This window comes from Pseudomonas sp. PDM14 (assembly GCF_014851905.1).
Lineage (GTDB): Bacteria > Pseudomonadota > Gammaproteobacteria > Pseudomonadales > Pseudomonadaceae > Aquipseudomonas.
This window is the reverse complement of sequence record NZ_JACVAQ010000002.1, coordinates 819708-836502: the sequence shown is the minus strand read 5'-3', so window position 1 is coordinate 836502 and position 16795 is coordinate 819708. Positions and strand designations below refer to the sequence as shown.

Below are 16795 nucleotides of genomic sequence, written 5' to 3'. Positions count from 1 at the left end.
ATGTCTGATGCAATACCGACAACGGCAGCCCCTGGGGCTGCCGTTGGCATTTCCAGGATCGCCCTGGGTGTCGAATACAAAGGCTCGCGGTACCGCGGCTTCCAGCGTCAGCGTGCTGGCGTACCGTCCATTCAGGAAAGCCTGGAAAAGGCACTCTCGAAGGTCGCTGGTGGTGCGCCGGTGGTGCTGAGTTGTGCCGGGCGTACTGATGCGCTGGTCCACGCCAGCGGCCAGGTGGTGCACTTCGACACCGCGGTCGAGCGCACCATGCATTCCTGGGTCATGGGCGCCAACCTCAATCTGCCTGCCGACATCAGCGTGAGCTGGGCCAGGCGCATGCCGCCGCAGTTCGATGCGCGCTTCAGTGCCATGGCGCGGCGTTATCGCTACGTGATCTACAACGATCAGATCCGCCCGGCACACATGGCTGAAGAGGTCACCTGGAACCACCGCCCGCTGGATATAGAGCGCATGCGTCAGGCAGCGCAGAGCCTGGTCGGCACCCATGATTTCAGCGCCTTTCGCGCCCGCCAGTGCCAGGCCAAGTCGCCGGTGAAGACCGTTCACCACCTGCATCTGGTCGAGCACGGGCGCTTCATCGTGCTGGATATTCGCGCCAATGCCTTTCTGCATCACATGGTGCGTAATTTCGCCGGTGTGTTGATGACCATTGGTGCGGGGGAGCGCCCGATCGAGTGGGCGAGGGAAGTCCTGGAGAGTCGTGTACGGCGCACCGGCGGGGTCACGGCGCATCCCTACGGGCTCTATCTGGTTCAGGTCGAGTACCCGCAGGAGTTCGACTTGCCGCAGCGTTACCTCGGGCCGCATTTCCTCTCGGGATTGCCTGATGTAATGGTGCAGTGACGCCCGAAGTGGCTATGCAGCTGTCGCGGAAATTTCGTCAACACAGCGGTTAGCCTTTGCTAACATCTGGTTTTTCTCTACAAGGTGCCAGCACTTGCCTGCCGTTCGTAGCAAAATCTGCGGGATCACCCGGATCGAGGACGCGTTGGCCGCAACTGCAGCCGGCGCGGATGCAATCGGCCTGGTGTTCTATCCGAAGAGCCCGCGTGCGGTCGATGTGGCACAGGCTCAGCAGATCCTGGCGGCCTTGCCGCCGTTCGTGACCAGCGTCGGGTTGTTCGTCAATGCACTGCGCGCGGATATCGAGCAGCTGCTGACGGTGTTGCCGCTGGACCTGCTGCAGTTCCATGGCGACGAGCGCGTAAGTGATTGCGAAGGCTACGGGCGTCCTTACATCAGGGCGCTGAGAGTGCGCCCCGGTGATGACATCGCGGCGCAGATGCGGGCATATCCGAGTGCGGCGGGCTTCCTGCTGGATACCTATGTCGAAGGCGTTCCCGGTGGAACCGGCGAGGCCTTTGACTGGTCACTGGTGCCAGCGGACTTGCCCAAGCCAGTGATTCTGGCTGGCGGCCTGACCCCCGAGAACGTGAGTGCCGCCATTGCCCGCGTCCGCCCATATGCGGTGGATGTCAGCGGTGGCGTCGAACTCGCCAAGGGCATCAAGGATGCCGAGAAGATTCAGGCTTTTATTCGCGCCGTGCAGCATGGCTGATGTGACGGGCCGGCACTGCCTGCCGTCCATAACCAGTCTTTTGAGCGTCCGGGCTGTGCCTGCCCGGACAGCGAATATGAGTTTGCCGGGCAGCGCAGCATCTGCCCGGGTCAGCTACGGAGAGTAAGCATGAGCAACTGGTTGAGAGACAAGCTGATCCCTTCGATCATGCGTTCCGAGGTCAAGAAGAGCTCGGTACCGGAAGGGTTGTGGCACAAGTGCCCGTCCTGCGATGCGGTGCTCTACCGTCCTGAGCTGGAGAAGACCCAGGACGTCTGCCCCAAGTGCAACCACCATATGCGCATCGGCGCGCGCAGCCGTCTGGACATCTTCCTCGATGCCGATGGCCGTGAAGAGATCGGTGCCGATCTGGAACCGGTGGACCGCCTCAAATTTCGTGACAGCAAGAAGTACAAGGACCGCCTGAGTGCTGCGCAAAAGGATACCGGCGAGAAAGACGCCCTGGTGTCCATGAGCGGTACGCTGCTGGGCATGCCCATCGTTACCTGTGCGTTCGAATTCAGCTTCATGGGGGGCTCGATGGGTGCCGTGGTCGGCGAGCGTTTCGTTCAGGCCGCCAATGTCGCGCTGGAGAAGCGCTGCCCGCTGGTGTGCTTCGCCGCGTCCGGTGGCGCACGCATGCAGGAAGCGCTGATTTCCCTGATGCAGATGGCCAAGACTTCCGCCGTGCTGGCGCGTTTGCGCGAAGAAGGCCTGCCGTTCATCTCCGTGCTGACCGATCCGGTGTACGGCGGTGTCTCCGCCAGTCTGGCCATGCTGGGTGACGTGATCGTCGCCGAGCCGCGCGCCCTGATCGGCTTCGCCGGCCCGCGCGTGATCGAGCAGACCGTGCGCGAGAAGCTGCCGGAAGGCTTCCAGCGCAGCGAGTTCCTTCTGGAGCATGGCGCGATCGACATGATCATCCATCGTCAGGAGCTGCGTACGCGCCTGGGTAACCTGCTTGCGCAACTGCAGCACCGTCCGACCCCTGCACAGGTTCCGGCCACCGCATGACCGAACGTACCCTCGCCGAATGGCTTGCCTACCTTGAGCAGTTGCACCCCAGTGCCATCGATATGGGGCTGGAGCGCAGTCGCCGGGTAGCCGAGCAGCTTGGCCTGGGTCGCCCGGCGCCGAGGGTTATCACCGTTACCGGTACCAACGGCAAGGGCTCCACCTGTGCGTTTCTCGCTTCGTTGCTGATGGCGCAGGGCCTCAAGGTCGGCGTCTACAGTTCGCCACACCTGCTGCGTTACAACGAGCGCGTCCAGTTCGACGGGCGCGAAGCGACCGATGCCGAACTCTGCGCCGCGTTCACCGCGGTGGAAGCTGCTCGCGGCGACATCACCCTGACCTATTTCGAGATGGGCACACTGGCGGCATTCTGGCTGTTCGAGCGGGCGGGGCTCGATGCCGTGGTGCTGGAGGTCGGCCTGGGTGGGCGTCTGGATGCGGTCAACCTGATCGATGCCGACCTGGCATTGGTCACCAGCATCGGCCTGGATCACGCCGACTGGCTGGGTGACACCCGTGAGTCCGTGGCCTTCGAGAAGGCCGGCATCTTTCGTCAGGGTCGCCCGGCGCTGTGCGGTGATGTCGACCCGCCGGAGCCTTTGCTGGAGCAGGTCGCGCAGCTCGATTGCCCGCTATTCCTGCGTGGTCGCGACTATCACTGCACGATCGATGAACACGCCTGGCAGTGGGCGGGGCTGAGTCGTGATGGTCGGGTACTGGAGCTGCACGACCTGCCGCTGCTCGACCTGCCGATGGAAAATGCCGCGCTGGCGCTGCAGGCCTATGCCTTGTTGCAATTGCCTTGGGATGTTGCGCAGATTCACACGGCGCTTCGAGCCACACGCGTTACCGGGAGGCTGGATCGTCGGGAAATATGCTGGAACGGCAAGGCGCTGACGCTGCTGCTGGATGTTGGGCATAATCCCCACGCAGCGGAGTACTTGGCCATGCGCCTGTTGGCGCGTCCGGTGGTTCGTCGCCTGGCGGTATTCGGCCTGCTGGCTGACAAGGATTTGTTGGGTGTGGTCATGCCGCTGCTGGCGGAAGTGCAGCACTGGGCGGTCGCGCCGCTGCCGACTCCGCGCAGCAGGCCTGCGGCGGAGTTGCAGGCATTGCTATGCAACCTGCAGGCGCCAGTGGCGTCCTATACCGGCGTGACGCAGGCGCTGCAGGCGCAATGCGAACAGGCGCAGGATGGGGATGAAATCCTCGTGTTCGGATCTTTTTATTGCGTAGCCGAGGCCCTTGAGTGGCTGGAGCACCAGGTGGAGGCCGCGGATGGCAGTGCTGGATAGGGGACTAAAACAGAGAATCGTCGGCGCGCTGGTACTGCTCGCCCTGGCGGTGATATTCCTGCCCATGCTGTTTTCCCGCGAGGACGAGCTGCGTCAGGTGTCGGTCGATGCGCCGGCCATGCCGCAGGCGCCAGCCATGCCGCAAGTCGCGCTCGACCCGGTCGAAGTGCCGCAGCCTGTCGCCGAAGAGGCCGTGCCGCCGGTCGAGCCGCTGGATGCCCCCGTGGTGGCTGCTGAGCCTGCTGCGGAGGAGCCCGCTCCGGTCGTTGCACAAGCCCCTGCCACGCCACAGGCCGTTCCGGTCAAGCCTGCTGTCAGCGAGCCCAAGCGTCTGGATGCCAGCAGCCTGCCGGTGAGCTGGTCGATCCAGCTGGCCAGCCTGTCCAGCCGTCCGGGCGCCGAAGAGCTGCAGAAGAAGCTGCGTAGCCAGGGCTATAACGCTTACATCCGCAGCGTCGATGGCATGAACCGGATCTTCGTCGGACCGCTGATCGAGCGTGCCGAAGCCGATCGCCTGCGCGATCAGCTCAATCGCCAGCACAAGCTCAACGGTTTCGTGGTGCGTTTCCAGCCGGAAAAGGCCTGATCCTCTCTATCACGCTGATATAAAAGCCCCGACTTACCCGGCGGGGCTTTGCTCTGTTAAAATCCGCCGCCTTTCCCGTCTGTAGGCAGCATCGTGGCATTCACTTGGGTCGATTGGGCGATCATCGCCGTCATCGCCATTTCCAGTTTGATCAGCCTCAAGCGCGGTTTCTTCAAGGAAGCCCTGTCGCTGCTGACCTGGATCATCGCAGGTGTGGTCGCCTGGATGTTCGGCGGGGCCCTCTCGCAGCACCTCACGGAATTCATCGAAACACCGTCGATGCGCGTCATCGCCGCCTGCGCCATTCTGTTCATCGCCACTTTGCTGGTGGGCGCACTGGTCAATTTCCTCATCGGTGAGCTGATCCGGGTAACCGGCCTGTCAGGCACCGACCGTTTTCTCGGCATGGTCTTCGGCGCAGCGCGCGGGGCCTTGCTGGTGGTAGTGCTGATCGGTCTGGTCAGCCTGGCACCGGTGCAACAGGATGAATGGTGGCAGCAGTCGACCCTGATGCCGCATTTTCTGATGGTCGCCGACTGGTCGAAGAATCTGATTCTGAGTCTGTCCAGTCAGTGGTTGGCGAGCGGTATCAGCGCGCCAGCCGAGCTTCCATTCAAAGACGGTCTCTTGCAGCCTAAACTGCCCGAGAGCCTGTAGTTCTAGCCTGATTCACAACGTAGGGGTTGCGGCACATGTGTGGCATCGTCGGTATTGTCGGTAAGTCGAACGTCAACCAGTCTCTGTACGACGCGCTCACCGTCCTCCAGCATCGCGGCCAGGACGCTGCCGGCATCGTGACCAGCCATGATGGCCGGTTGTTTTTGCGCAAGGACAACGGCCTGGTACGGGACGTTTTCCAGCAGCGCCACATGCAGCGTCTGGTCGGCCAGGTTGGCATCGGCCACGTGCGCTACCCGACCGCGGGCAGCTCCAGCTCCGCCGAGGCGCAGCCGTTCTACGTCAACTCGCCGTATGGCATCACCCTGGCGCACAACGGCAACCTGACCAACGTCGAGCAGCTGGCCAAGGAGATCTACGAGTCCGACCTGCGCCACGTCAACACCAACTCCGACTCGGAAGTGCTGCTCAACGTCTTCGCCCATGAGCTGGCGGTGCGCGGCAAGCTGCAGCCGACCGAGGAGGACGTGTTCGCGGCCGTTGCCGGCGTGCATGCCCGTTGCCGGGGTGGTTACGCGGTGGTGGCGATGATCACCGGCTACGGCGTGGTCGGTTTCCGCGACCCTCATGCGATCCGTCCGATCGTCTTCGGCCAGCGTCACACCGACAACGGCGTGGAATATATGATCGCCTCCGAGAGCGTCGCCCTCGATGTGCTCGGCTTCACCCTGATCCGTGACCTGGCGCCGGGCGAAGCGGTGTACATCACCGAAGACGGCCGTCTCTACACCCGCCAGTGCGCGGAGAACCCGCAGTACTCGCCGTGCATCTTCGAGCACGTCTACCTGGCTCGCCCGGACTCGCTGATGGACGGCATCTCGGTGTACAAGGCGCGCCTGCGCATGGGCGAGAAGCTGGCCGAGAAGATTCAGCGCGAGCGCCCGGACCATGACATCGACGTGGTCATCCCGATTCCGGATACCAGCCGCACCTCGGCACTGGAACTGGCCAACCACCTGGGCGTGAAGTTCCGTGAAGGCTTCGTCAAGAACCGCTACATCGGCCGTACCTTCATCATGCCCGGCCAGGCGGCGCGCAAGAAATCGGTACGCCAGAAGCTCAACGCCATCGAACTGGAATTCCGCGGCAAGAACGTGATGCTGGTGGACGATTCCATCGTACGCGGCACCACCTGCAAGCAGATCATCCAGATGGCCCGTGAAGCTGGCGCGAAGAACGTCTACTTCTGCTCGGCGGCCCCGGCGGTGCGCTATCCGAACGTCTACGGCATCGACATGCCCAGCCCGCACGAGCTGATCGCTCACGGCCGCAGTACCGATGAAGTGGCCGAGCTGATCGGCGCCGACTGGCTGATCTACCAGGACCTCGCTGACCTGAAGGAAGCGGTCGGCGGCGGCAAGGTCAAGATCGAGCATTTCGACTGCGCGGTGTTCGACGGCGAGTACGTCACCGGGGACGTCAACGAGGTCTACCTGAACAAGATCGAACAGGCGCGCAACGATGCCAGCAAGGCTACGGCCGAAGCGGTTAGCGCGATCATCGACCTGCACAACGACTGAGGACGGCGCGATGAGCCAGGATTGGGATGCAGGACGTCTGGACAGTGACCTCGAGGGTGTCGGTTTCGACACCCTGGCGGTCAGGGCAGGGCAGCACCGCACGCCGGAAGGCGAGCACGGCGAGGCGATGTTCCTCACCTCCAGCTACGTGTTCCGCACCGCCGCCGATGCTGCCGCGCGTTTTGCCGGTGAAGTGCCGGGTAACGTCTATTCGCGCTACACCAATCCCACCGTGCGCGCCTTCGAGGAGCGCATCGCCGCGCTGGAGGGCGCCGAGCAGGCGGTCGCCACGTCGTCGGGCATGGCGGCGATCCTCGCCATCGTCATGAGCCAGTGCAGCGCGGGCGACCACGTACTGGTCTCGCGCAGTGTGTTCGGCTCGACCATCAGCTTGTTCGAGAAGTACCTCAAGCGCTTCGGCGTGCAGGTCGACTACGTGCCGCTGGCCGACCTGTCGGCCTGGCAGGCGGCGTTCAAGGCCAACACCAAGCTGCTGTTCGTCGAGTCGCCGTCCAATCCGCTGGCCGAACTGGTCGATATCGCCGCACTGGCGGAAATCGCCCATGCCCGTGGCGCGCTGCTGGCGGTGGACAACTGCTTCTGCACCCCTGCGCTGCAGCAGCCGCTGAAGCTCGGCGCCGACATCGTCATGCATTCGGCGACCAAGTACATCGACGGTCAGGGCCGCAGCATGGGCGGCGTGGTCGCCGGCTACAAGGCGCAGATGGAAGGTGTGGTCGGCTTCCTGCGCACTGCCGGGCCGACCCTCAGCCCGTTCAACGCCTGGATCTTCCTCAAGGGCCTGGAAACCCTGCGCGTGCGCATGCAGGCGCATTGCGCCAGCGCACTGCAGCTGGCCCTGTGGCTGGAGCAGCAGCCGGGCATCGAGCGTGTCTACTACGCCGGCCTGCCCAGCCATCCGCAGCATGAACTGGCCACGCGTCAGCAGAGTGCCTTCGGTGCGGTGGTCAGTTTCGAGGTGGCGGGGGGCAAGGAGGCGGCCTGGCGTTTCATCGATGCCACGCGAGTGATCTCGATCACCACCAACCTCGGTGACACCAAGACCACCATCGCCCACCCGGCGACCACCTCGCACGGACGCCTGTCGGCCGAAGAGCGCGGCAATGCCGGGATTCGCGACAACCTGATTCGCGTTGCCGTGGGCCTGGAAGACCTGGCCGATCTGAAGGCCGACCTGGCTCGCGGTCTCGCTGCATTGTGAGGCGCATCGCGGGCGAATGACTCGCCCGCTGCACGTGGCACTGCCTGAAACGACTACGCCGCGTCCTGCATAACAGGACGCGGCGTAGTCGTTTTGGCTGGCGGGTATCTACTGCTGTGGGCGCAGGTCGATGGTCGGCTCGCCGTAGCTGTCCTGGCGGTCGAACAGGCGGCGGGCTTCCGCCGGCAGGATGCTCGGGCCTTCGGCAGGCTGGCTGAGCACGCGCAAGTCGCTGTACTTCTTGCTGCTGAGCCCCGCCAGGCCATTGGCGTCGCGGACGATGGCCGGGCGCAGGAAGACCATCAGGTTGCGCTTGACGTGGGTGTCCTCGGTGGAGCGGAACAGCCGCCCCAGCAGGGGAATGCTGCCGAGGATCGGCACCCTGGAGTCGCTGCGGGTGACGTCGTCCTGGATCAGGCCGCCGAGCACGATGACCTGGCCGTCGCTGGCGAGGATGGTGCTCTTGATCGAGCGCTTGTTGGTGATCACGTCGGACACCGTGACGTTGGCCGGCGAGGGCACCAGCGAGGAGATTTCCTGTTCGATCTCCAGGCGCAGGGTGGCACCTTCGTTGATATGCGGGGTGACCTTGAGCGTCACGCCGATGTCCTGGCGCTCGATGGTGGTGAACGGGTTGCTCGCACCGTCGGTGGCGGTGGTGTAGGAGCCGGTCTGGAACGGCACGTTTTGGCCGACCAGGATTTCCGCCTCCTGGTTGTCCAGGGTCAGCAGGGTCGGGGTCGACAGCAGGTTGCTCTTGCTGTTGGACGACAGCGCGGTGATCAGCGCACCGAAGGTGCCGTTGCCGATGCCGATGATCGCGCCGTTGGGCAGGGTGGCGGGGATTTCCTCTTCCTGCAGTGCGCCGATCAGGGTGCCGATGGAAATCCCGGTGTTGTTGAAGTTGACCCCGCCAATGCCGTTGTCACCCCGCGCGGCCCACTGCACGCCGAGGGCATCGCGGATGTCGCCGGAAATCTCGACGATGGCGGCCTCGACCAGCACCTGCGCACGTGGCACGTCGAGCTGACGGACGATGTCCTCGAGCATGGTCACGGTGTCCGGGTCGGCGAGGATGACCAGGGCATTGAGGCTCTCGTCGGCGCGGATCAGCATCTGCTTGGGCTTGCCGCCACCGCCTTCGGCGCCGCCACCTTCGGCGGATTTCAACGTTTCGCTGATTTCGCCCAGGGTCTGCGCCAGGGCCTTGGCGTCGTTATGGCGCAGGCGGATGACGCGGGTGTTGGCCGAGCGCGAGGAGGGCGTGTCGATGGAACGCGCCAGGGCCAGCATCTTGCTGCGCGCCTCTTCCGGGCCAAGCAGGATCAGGCGGTTGGTGCGCCGGTCGGCGATCACCTGGGCGGCGCTGGTGCCCTTGGCCTGGCCGCGGTTGAGGGTGTTGTTGAGCACCTCGGCGGCATCCATCACCCAGGCGTGCTTCATGTCGTAGACGGTGTAGTCCTGCTGGTTGGCCTGGTCGAGCTGGCGCACCAGTTGTTCGATGCGGGTGATGTTGGCCGGGCGGTCACTGATGATCAGCGCATTGGCCGACAGCACCGCGGCCAGGTGGCCGTATTGCGGAACCAGCGGGCGGATCAGCGGAATCAGCTCGTTCACCGAGTTCTGCTGCACCTGGATCACGCGGGTTTCCATGGTGTTGGGCGAGTCGATGCCACCCGTGGAGCCATCGGCGCGGGCCTCGGTATTGGGCACGATGCGCGCCTGGTCGCCCTGGGACACCACCGAGAAACCGTGGGTGCTCATCACCGAGAGGAACAGCTGGTAGACCTCGCTCAGCCCCAGCGGCGCCTGCGAGACGACGGTGACCTGGCCCTTGACCCGCGGATCGACGACGAACGTCTGGCCACTGATGCTGGAAACCTGTTCGATGAAGTCGCGGATATCCGCATCCTTCATGTTGATGGTCCAGGTTTCGTTCTGCTGGGCGCTGATGGCGGCTGGTTCGGCGGCCTGGGCGAGAAGCGGCAGGCTCGCGCAACCAATGGCCAGGCAGAGGGCGAGGGGCAGGTGCTTGGGCGACATGGATTTCGGCTGGCTCATTGGGTGATTTCGTCTTCGGGTGCGTCGGCTGGCGGCGGCACGCTGCCGTCGCCTTCCATTTGTTGACGGAGAAGTTCCATGCGCTGCTGCAGGAGCTGGACGTCTTCGCCCTGCAGTTGCTCAAGCTGTTCGGCGGTCGGTGGCAGCAGCTCGTCTGGCGCGTTCTGTTGCTGTACCGGCGCAACGTTGCGCTGGCGGGGGAAGCGCAGGCTCTCATCGCGACCGTTGCGGCTGAGGACCACATGATCCTGATGCACGGCCTGCAGGCGCACGCCGTCGCTGATTTCATCGCCGATGGCCAGGCGCTTGGGCTTGCCGCCAGCGACCAGGACGATGGCGGTGGAGCGCTGGCTGTCCGGGCTGACGAAGCTGCCGAGCAGGGTCAGCTGCAGGGTGGTGGCCGGGGCCTGCTGGTCGCCGCGCTGCTGCAGCGGCGTGCCGAACAGGCCCTGCAGGGATTCCACGACGATGGGTTGCTGCTGGGCGCTGGCGGAGGATTCGGTGGGAGCGGGGGCGGGGCTGCGCAACAGGCGCACGAGATCCAGCGTCTGCCACGACAGACTCAGGCTCATGGCGCAGACGCCGAGCAGAAACAGGATGGACACGCCGTGGCGATGCAGCCAGCCAGGAAGGCGGATGCCTGATGCGGTCAAAGCTTCACTCCCCAAGTTCTTTTTTCTTCTTATTTTTTGTCGCGCGGCGCCGCCGGGTAGCGTGCGGCCGCTTGGCCGATCCTTGCACCATCCCTGGGTAGGGGATTGCGCCGATTCTGCCATCGGAAATCGGAGCAGCGCCAACCATACCGCAAGAATCGCTGCCGTGCTTGTCGCAGACCGATGCAATCATCGTTGCGCTACCGATGCATGACCACCGTCTGACGTGCCGGTTCCAGAGCTGCGGTATATCGCCTGCGGCCAGGGTGCCGGCCGTCTGGCGCCAGCGCCATTGCGCGGCGCGCTGTTCGAAGCGTGACCTGTTTCAGATTTCCCCGGCGCGAGGTGGTTATCATCCGTCGCCACGTGCGTGCTCCCAAACAATAAAAACAAGCCTGAAGAGTTACCACCATGGATGACCGCAAGTCGTCTGCCGCCATGCCTCCGGGTTTTGCGCGGGAGCAATTGCTGGAGCTGCTCAGCCACTGCGAGCAGTTCCCCCTGACGCTGCTGCTCGCGCCCGCGGGCTCCGGCAAGTCCACGCTGCTGGCCCACTGGCAGGCCGGGGACACCCTGCGCACCGTCGCCTACTACCCGGTGCAGGCCCGCGACAATGACCCCGTGCGCTTCTTTCGCCGCCTCGCCGAGTGCATTCGCGGCCAGGTCGAAGACTTCGACATTTCCTGGTTCAACCCCTTCGGCGGCGAGATGCACCAGGCACCCGAGGCGGTTGGTGAGTACCTGGCCGACGCCCTGGACCGCATCGACGGTGGCCTCTACATCGTCCTCGACGATCTGCAGCACATCAGCCAGCCGACCATTCTCGATGTGCTCTCGGCGATGCTCGAACGCCTGTCCTCGAGTACCCGGGTGATCCTCTCCAGTCGCAACCACCCCGGCTTTTCCCTGAGCCGGCTGAAGCTGGAAAACAAGCTGCTGTGCATCGACCAGCATGACCTGCGCCTGTCCGCCGGGCAGATCCAGCAGCTCAATGCGCACCTTGGCGGGCCGAGCCTGAGCGCGACCTACGTCGACAACCTGATGGCCATGACCGAGGGCTGGATGGCCGGGGTCAAGGTCGCGCTACTGGCCTATGCGCGCTTCGGCACCATTGCCCTCGAGCGCTTCAATGGCAGCCAGCCGGAGATCGTCGACTACTTCGGCCATGTGGTGCTCAAGCGCCTGTCACCGCACCTGCGCGAGTTTTTCCTGTGCAGTGCGATCTTCGAGCGCTTCGACGGCGATCTCTGCGACCACGTGCTCGGCCGCAGCGGCTCGGCGCTGCTGCTGGAGGATATCGCCGCCCGCGAACTGTTCATGCTGCCGGTGGAAAACCAGGCCGGCTGGTACCGCTATCACGCGCTGCTGCACGATTTTCTCGGCAAGCGTCTGGCGGTCGAGCAGCCGCAGCGCATCGGCCCGCTGAACCAGCGGGCGGCGCAGTGGTTCCTGCAGCGCGGCGATTTCGAGCAGGCGCTGCTGCATGCCCAGCGCTGCGGCGAGCCGGCGCTGTTCCTGCAGATGCTCGAGGATGCCTGCGAGCAGTGGGTGCGCATCGGCTACTTCGCCGATGTGCTCAAGTGGCTGGAGCCGCTGCCCGAGGCCGAGCTGTTCGCCCGCCCGCGCCTGCTGGTGCCGATGATCTATGCGCTGACCCTGTCGCGGCGCTTCCACCAGGCGCGCTACTGCCTGGACGAGTTGTTCGCCCGCGCTGCCGCCGAGCCGACCGTGGACGAGCCGACGCGCCGGCTGCTGGCGCTGAACCTGGAGCTGTTCCAGTTCGACCTCGGCTTCGTCCCGGGCGAGCGCTGGGCGTCGCTGCTGCAGCCCGGCGTGCCACCGAACATCCGCGCACTGACGTTGACGCTGCTGTCCTACCACCACCTGATGAACGCGCGCCTGGAGCGGGCCATCCACATGGCCATGGAAGCCAAGGCATTGCTGGCGCAGATCGGCCAGAGCTTCCTGGAAAGTTACGCCGACCTGATCATCGCCCTGTGCAACCGCAACGCCGGGCGCGCCACCAGTGCGCGCAAGGATGTGTGCAATGACTACCAGCGCACCGAACGCTCCTCGCCGGCCTGGGTCAACCGGGCTACGGCCATGGTGGTGGCGCTGTACGAGCAGAACCAGCTCGCGGCGGCGCAGCAGCTGTGCGAGGACCTGATGGCGGTGGTCAGTTCGTCGTCGGCCACCGAGGCCATCGCCACGGTGCACATCACCCTGTCGCGCCTGCTCTACCGGCGTCAGTCCCATGGCCGCGCCGGGCGCCTGCTGGAGCAGCTGTCGCGGGTGCTGCAGCTGGGCAACTACGAGCGCTTCGCCAGCCAGGTCGCGCAGGAAAGCATGCGCCAGGCCTTCCTCGCCGGGCGTCCGGCGGCGCTCGATAGCCTGGCCCAGCGCCTCGGCATCGAAGAGCGCTTGGCGGCCGGGGAGTGGGAGCGCGCGCGGCCCTATGACGAGTGCTGGGAGCGCTACGGCCTGGCTGCGGTGTACTGGCTGGTGATGCGTGGCGCGCAGCCGCGCGCCAGTCGCATCCTCAACGTGCTGGCGCAGTCGTTGCGCCAGAGCGAGATGAAGGCCCGTGCGCTGGTGGTCGAAGCCAACCTGCTGGTGTTCGGCTCGCCGCAACAAGGCAAGGACGACCAACTGCGTGCGCTGCTGCAACTGGTGGAGCGCTTTGGCATCGTCAACATCAACCGCTCGGTGTTCGACGAGGCGCCAGGCTTTGCCGAGGCGGTGCTCGGCCTGCTGCAATCCGGCCTGCTGGAAATTCCGGAGAACTACCGTGCGACCTACGCCGAGTTCCTCATGGCCGAAAGCGCCGCGCCGGCGCCACTGCCGGACATCGCCAGCCTGCTCACGGGCAAGGAGGTGGAGATCTTCGACTGCCTGCGCAGCGGCCTGTCCAACACCGAGATCAGCGCGCGCACCGGTATCGCCCTGTCGACCACCAAGTGGCACCTGAAGAACATCTACTCGAAGCTCAACGTCTCCAGCCGCACCGAAGCCATCCTCGCCATGCTGCCACGCAGCTGACGACGAACGGCCTGCCGATCACCCTCTACCCCTCCCTGGGAGGGGGGGAGGGGCTGAAACAAATCCTTACTCTCCCGCCTGCCGGATCATCCCGGCACCCCATACCCACAAAAATAAAATCGGGAGATACCGTCATGTCTGTTTGGGTCACATGGCCGGCTTTAACCAAGCTCGGCACCCTGGGCATCTTCGCCGGCCTGATCGCGCTCAGCCTGGAGCGCGAATCGCTGTTCAAGAACAACCTGTTCGACGTGGAAGACTACCCAAAGGCCAACGCGACGATCACCTGTGACGCGCGAAGTCGTGTGGCGCGGACCGAGGACGGCACCTGCAACATCCTCTCGAACCCTGCCGAAGGCTCCGTCTACCGCCGCTTCGGCCGCAACGTGAACCCCAACGTCACCCATGGCGAAACCGACACGCTGCTCAAGCCCAACCCGCGTGACGTGAGTAACAGCCTGATGGCGCGCGGCGAGTTCAAGCCGGCGCCGAGCCTCAACTTCATCGCCGCCTCCTGGATCCAGTTCATGATCCACGACTGGGTCGAACACGGCCCGAACGTCGAAGCCAACCCGATCCAGGTACCGCTGCCGGCCGGCGACGTGCTCGGCAGCGGCACGCTGTCCGTGCGCCGCACCCAGCCCGATCCGACCCGTACCGCCGCCGATGCCGGCAAGCCGATGACCTACCGCAACCACAACACCCACTGGTGGGACGGTTCGCAGCTCTACGGCAGCAACAAGGAAACCAACGACAAGGTGCGTTCCTTCGTCGACGGCAAGCTGAAGATCAACGCCGACGGCAGCCTGCCGCACGAGCTGATCAGCGGCAAGCCGATCACCGGTTTCAACGAGAACTGGTGGGTCGGGCTGAGCATGCTGCACCAGCTGTTCACCAAGGAACACAACGCCATCGCCACGATGCTCAAGCAGAAGTATCCGGGGCAGACCGACCAGTGGCTGTACGACCACGCGCGCCTGGTCAACTCGGCGCTGATGGCCAAGATCCACACCGTGGAATGGACCCCTGCGGTGATCGCCAACCCGATCACCGAACGTGCCATGTACGCCAACTGGTGGGGCCTGCTGGGTTCCGGCGGCGCGCGTGACAAGTATCAGGCCGAAGTGCGCATGCTCCAGGAGGACCTGGCCAAGTCGGACTCCTTCATCAAACGCATCCTTGGTTTCGACCCCAATGGTGTCGGTAGCTCGTCTATCGACCACGCCCTCAGCGGCATCGTCGGTTCGACCGCACCGAACAACCACGGCACGCCGTACAGCCTCACCGAAGAGTTCGTCGCCGTGTACCGCATGCACCCGCTGATGCGCGACAAGGTCGACGTCTACGACATCGGCTCCAACCTGGTGTCGCGTTCCGTGCCGCTGCAGAACACCCGTGACCGCGACGCCGAGAATCTGCTCAACGTCGAGCGTCCAGACCGCCTGTGGTACTCGTTCGGCATCACCAACCCCGGTTCGCTGACGCTGCACAACTACCCGAACTTCCTGCGCAACCTGTCGATTCCGCTGGTCGGCAACATCGACCTGGCGACCATCGACGTGCTGCGTGATCGGGAGCGTGGCGTGCCGCGCTACAACGAGTTCCGCCGGCAGATCGGCCTCAAGCCGATCACCAAGTTCGAGGACCTGACCAAGGACGCGGCCACCCTGGCGCAGCTCAAGCGCCTGTACGGCAACGACATCGAGAAGATCGACACCCTGGTCGGCCAGCTCGCTGAAACCGTGCGCCCGGACGGCTTCGCCTTCGGCGAGACGGCGTTCCAGATCTTCATCATGAACGCCTCGCGCCGCCTGATGACCGACCGTTTCTACACCAAGGACTACCGCCCGGAGATCTACACCGCCGAAGGCCTGGCCTGGGTCGAGAACAGCACCATGGTCGACGTGCTCAAGCGCCACAACCCGGAGCTCAACAGCAGCCTGGTGGGCGTGGAGAACGCCTTCAAACCCTGGGGCCTGAACATCCCGGCGGACTACCAGGCCTGGCCGGCGCAGGGCAAGGTCGACAACCTGTGGGTCAACGGTGCGCTGCGCACCCAGTACGCCGCGGGCCAACTGCCGGTGATCCCGCCGGTGGACGTCGGTGGCCTGATCGGTTCGGTGCTGTGGAAGAAGGTCCAGCAGACCGGTGATGTCGCACCGGCGGGCTATCAGAAGGCCATGCACCCGCACGGCGTGATGGCCAAGGTGAAGTTCGTCGCCACCGCGGGCAACCCGTACACCGGGCTGTTCCAGGGCGCCGACCATGGCCTGCTGCGCCTGTCGGTAGCTGGCGATCCGAATGCCAACGGCTTCCAGCCGGGTCTGGGGTGGAAGGCCTTCGTCGATGGCAAGCCGTCGCAGAACGTCTCCGCGCTGTACAGCCTCAGCGGCCAGGGCAACAACTACAACTTCTTCGCCAACGAGCTTTCGCAGTACGTGGTGCCGGAAGTCAATGACACCCTGGGCACGACCCTGCTGTTCTCGGCGGTGAGCCTGAAACCGACCCTGCTGCGCGTCGACGACCTCGCCGAAGTGACGCAGAACGGCCAGGCCGTGGCCAAGCCGAAGGCGCCGACACAGATCTACTTCGTGCCGAAGGCCGAGCTGCGCACGCGTTTCTCCAGTGCCGTGCACGACTTCCGCAACGACCTGACCACGCTAACCGCCGGCACCAAGCTGTATGACGTGTACGCCACCTCGGCGGAGATCAAGACCTCGATCATCCCGTCGCTCAGCCGTACCTACGCCCAGCAGCGCCGCAGCAGTGCGGTGAAAGTCGGCGAGCTGGAGCTGACCACCCCAATGATCGCCTCCGCATTCGGCGACAACGGCGTGTTCTTCAAGCACCAGCGCAACGAAGACAAGTAAACCCGTGGACCTCACCAGCGCGCTGCGCTGGTGAGTCCTGTTACGCGTTACGCACATTACAGGTCATTCACGCGACGTTGCGGGCAGGCAGCAGTACGTCGCACACGTGGCCATGACGCCGGCACTGCACCCGCAGCGCCGGCGTTTTTTTATCCGGCGAGGCCCATCCCCTGTGCGATTGCGCGCACTGTGATGACAAAGCCCCACATCGAACCTTTATTTTTTTGTCGAATCCGTTAACTTGGCCGCTCTGTCGCGCCTCATAACAACAAGAACAG

General features: G+C 64.5%; 12 protein-coding genes. 10 read left to right on the top strand and 2 right to left on the bottom strand.

The window, feature by feature from the left end; all coding sequences use genetic code 11:
* The 8 genes from truA (at position 1) to IB229_RS16470 (ending at position 7894) form a co-directional block, all read left to right on the top strand.
* Complete coding sequence (truA, locus tag IB229_RS16505) at positions 1–864, top strand: tRNA pseudouridine(38-40) synthase TruA (RefSeq protein WP_192330940.1); 864 nt, start codon at positions 1–3, stop codon at positions 862–864.
* Between the two features lie 94 nt (positions 865–958).
* The gene (locus IB229_RS16500) at positions 959–1579 is read left to right on the top strand and encodes a phosphoribosylanthranilate isomerase (protein ID WP_192330938.1); all 621 of its coding nucleotides are present in this window, start codon (positions 959–961) and stop codon (positions 1577–1579) included.
* 129 nt (positions 1580–1708) lie between these two features.
* Entirely contained in the window at positions 1709–2593 is an 885-nt protein-coding gene (gene accD / locus IB229_RS16495; RefSeq protein ID WP_192330936.1) for an acetyl-CoA carboxylase, carboxyltransferase subunit beta, read from the top strand.
* The gene (folC, locus tag IB229_RS16490; RefSeq protein WP_192330934.1) at positions 2590–3888 is read left to right on the top strand and encodes a bifunctional tetrahydrofolate synthase/dihydrofolate synthase; all 1299 of its coding nucleotides are present in this window, start codon (positions 2590–2592) and stop codon (positions 3886–3888) included. Before accD ends, folC begins: the two co-directional genes overlap by 4 nt.
* Complete coding sequence (locus tag IB229_RS16485; protein ID WP_192330932.1) at positions 3872–4474, top strand: SPOR domain-containing protein; 603 nt, start codon at positions 3872–3874, stop codon at positions 4472–4474. Before folC ends, IB229_RS16485 begins: the two co-directional genes overlap by 17 nt.
* A 93-nt stretch (positions 4475–4567) precedes the next feature.
* Positions 4568–5131 carry a CvpA family protein gene (locus tag IB229_RS16480; RefSeq protein ID WP_192330930.1) on the top strand — a complete coding sequence of 188 codons (564 nt, stop codon included), beginning with the start codon at positions 4568–4570 and terminating at the stop codon, positions 5129–5131.
* Between the two features lie 35 nt (positions 5132–5166).
* A complete protein-coding gene (gene purF, locus IB229_RS16475) occupies positions 5167–6672 on the top strand; it encodes an amidophosphoribosyltransferase (protein WP_192330928.1) in 1506 nt (501 codons plus the stop codon).
* Between the two features lie 10 nt (positions 6673–6682).
* Entirely contained in the window at positions 6683–7894 is a 1212-nt protein-coding gene (locus tag IB229_RS16470) for an O-succinylhomoserine sulfhydrylase (RefSeq protein ID WP_192330926.1), read from the top strand.
* Positions 7895–8002: 108 nt separating this feature from the next.
* On the opposite strand, the gene gspD is transcribed toward IB229_RS16470, so the two are convergent.
* A complete protein-coding gene (gene gspD / locus IB229_RS16465; RefSeq protein WP_225579162.1) occupies positions 8003–9955 on the bottom strand; it encodes a type II secretion system secretin GspD in 1953 nt (650 codons plus the stop codon).
* On the bottom strand, positions 9952–10608 hold the full coding sequence (locus tag IB229_RS16460) for a type II secretion system protein N (protein ID WP_192330924.1): 657 nt from the start codon (positions 10606–10608) through the stop codon (positions 9952–9954). Before IB229_RS16460 ends, gspD begins: the two co-directional genes overlap by 4 nt.
* Before the next feature lie 411 nt (positions 10609–11019).
* On the opposite strand from IB229_RS16460, the gene IB229_RS16455 reads away from it, so the two are divergent.
* Together IB229_RS16455 and IB229_RS16450 are read left to right on the top strand one after the other, a co-directional pair.
* On the top strand, positions 11020–13647 hold the full coding sequence (locus IB229_RS16455) for a LuxR C-terminal-related transcriptional regulator (protein ID WP_192330922.1): 2628 nt from the start codon (positions 11020–11022) through the stop codon (positions 13645–13647).
* Positions 13648–13781: 134 nt separating this feature from the next.
* Complete coding sequence (locus IB229_RS16450; RefSeq protein WP_192330920.1) at positions 13782–16517, top strand: peroxidase family protein; 2736 nt, start codon at positions 13782–13784, stop codon at positions 16515–16517.
* Positions 16518–16795 lie beyond the last annotated feature (278 nt).

Coding starts and splice junctions, on each gene's coding strand:
- truA (WP_192330940.1), top strand. CDS start 1: ATGTCTGATGCAATACCGACAACGGCAGCCCCTGGGGCTGCCGTTGGC.
- accD (WP_192330936.1), top strand. CDS start 1,709: ATGAGCAACTGGTTGAGAGACAAGCTGATCCCTTCGATCATGCGTTCC.
- folC (WP_192330934.1), top strand. CDS start 2,590: ATGACCGAACGTACCCTCGCCGAATGGCTTGCCTACCTTGAGCAGTTG.
- IB229_RS16485 (WP_192330932.1), top strand. CDS start 3,872: ATGGCAGTGCTGGATAGGGGACTAAAACAGAGAATCGTCGGCGCGCTG.
- purF (WP_192330928.1), top strand. CDS start 5,167: ATGTGTGGCATCGTCGGTATTGTCGGTAAGTCGAACGTCAACCAGTCT.
- IB229_RS16470 (WP_192330926.1), top strand. CDS start 6,683: ATGAGCCAGGATTGGGATGCAGGACGTCTGGACAGTGACCTCGAGGGT.
- gspD (WP_225579162.1), bottom strand. CDS start 9,955: ATGAGCCAGCCGAAATCCATGTCGCCCAAGCACCTGCCCCTCGCCCTC.
- IB229_RS16455 (WP_192330922.1), top strand. CDS start 11,020: ATGGATGACCGCAAGTCGTCTGCCGCCATGCCTCCGGGTTTTGCGCGG.
- IB229_RS16450 (WP_192330920.1), top strand. CDS start 13,782: ATGTCTGTTTGGGTCACATGGCCGGCTTTAACCAAGCTCGGCACCCTG.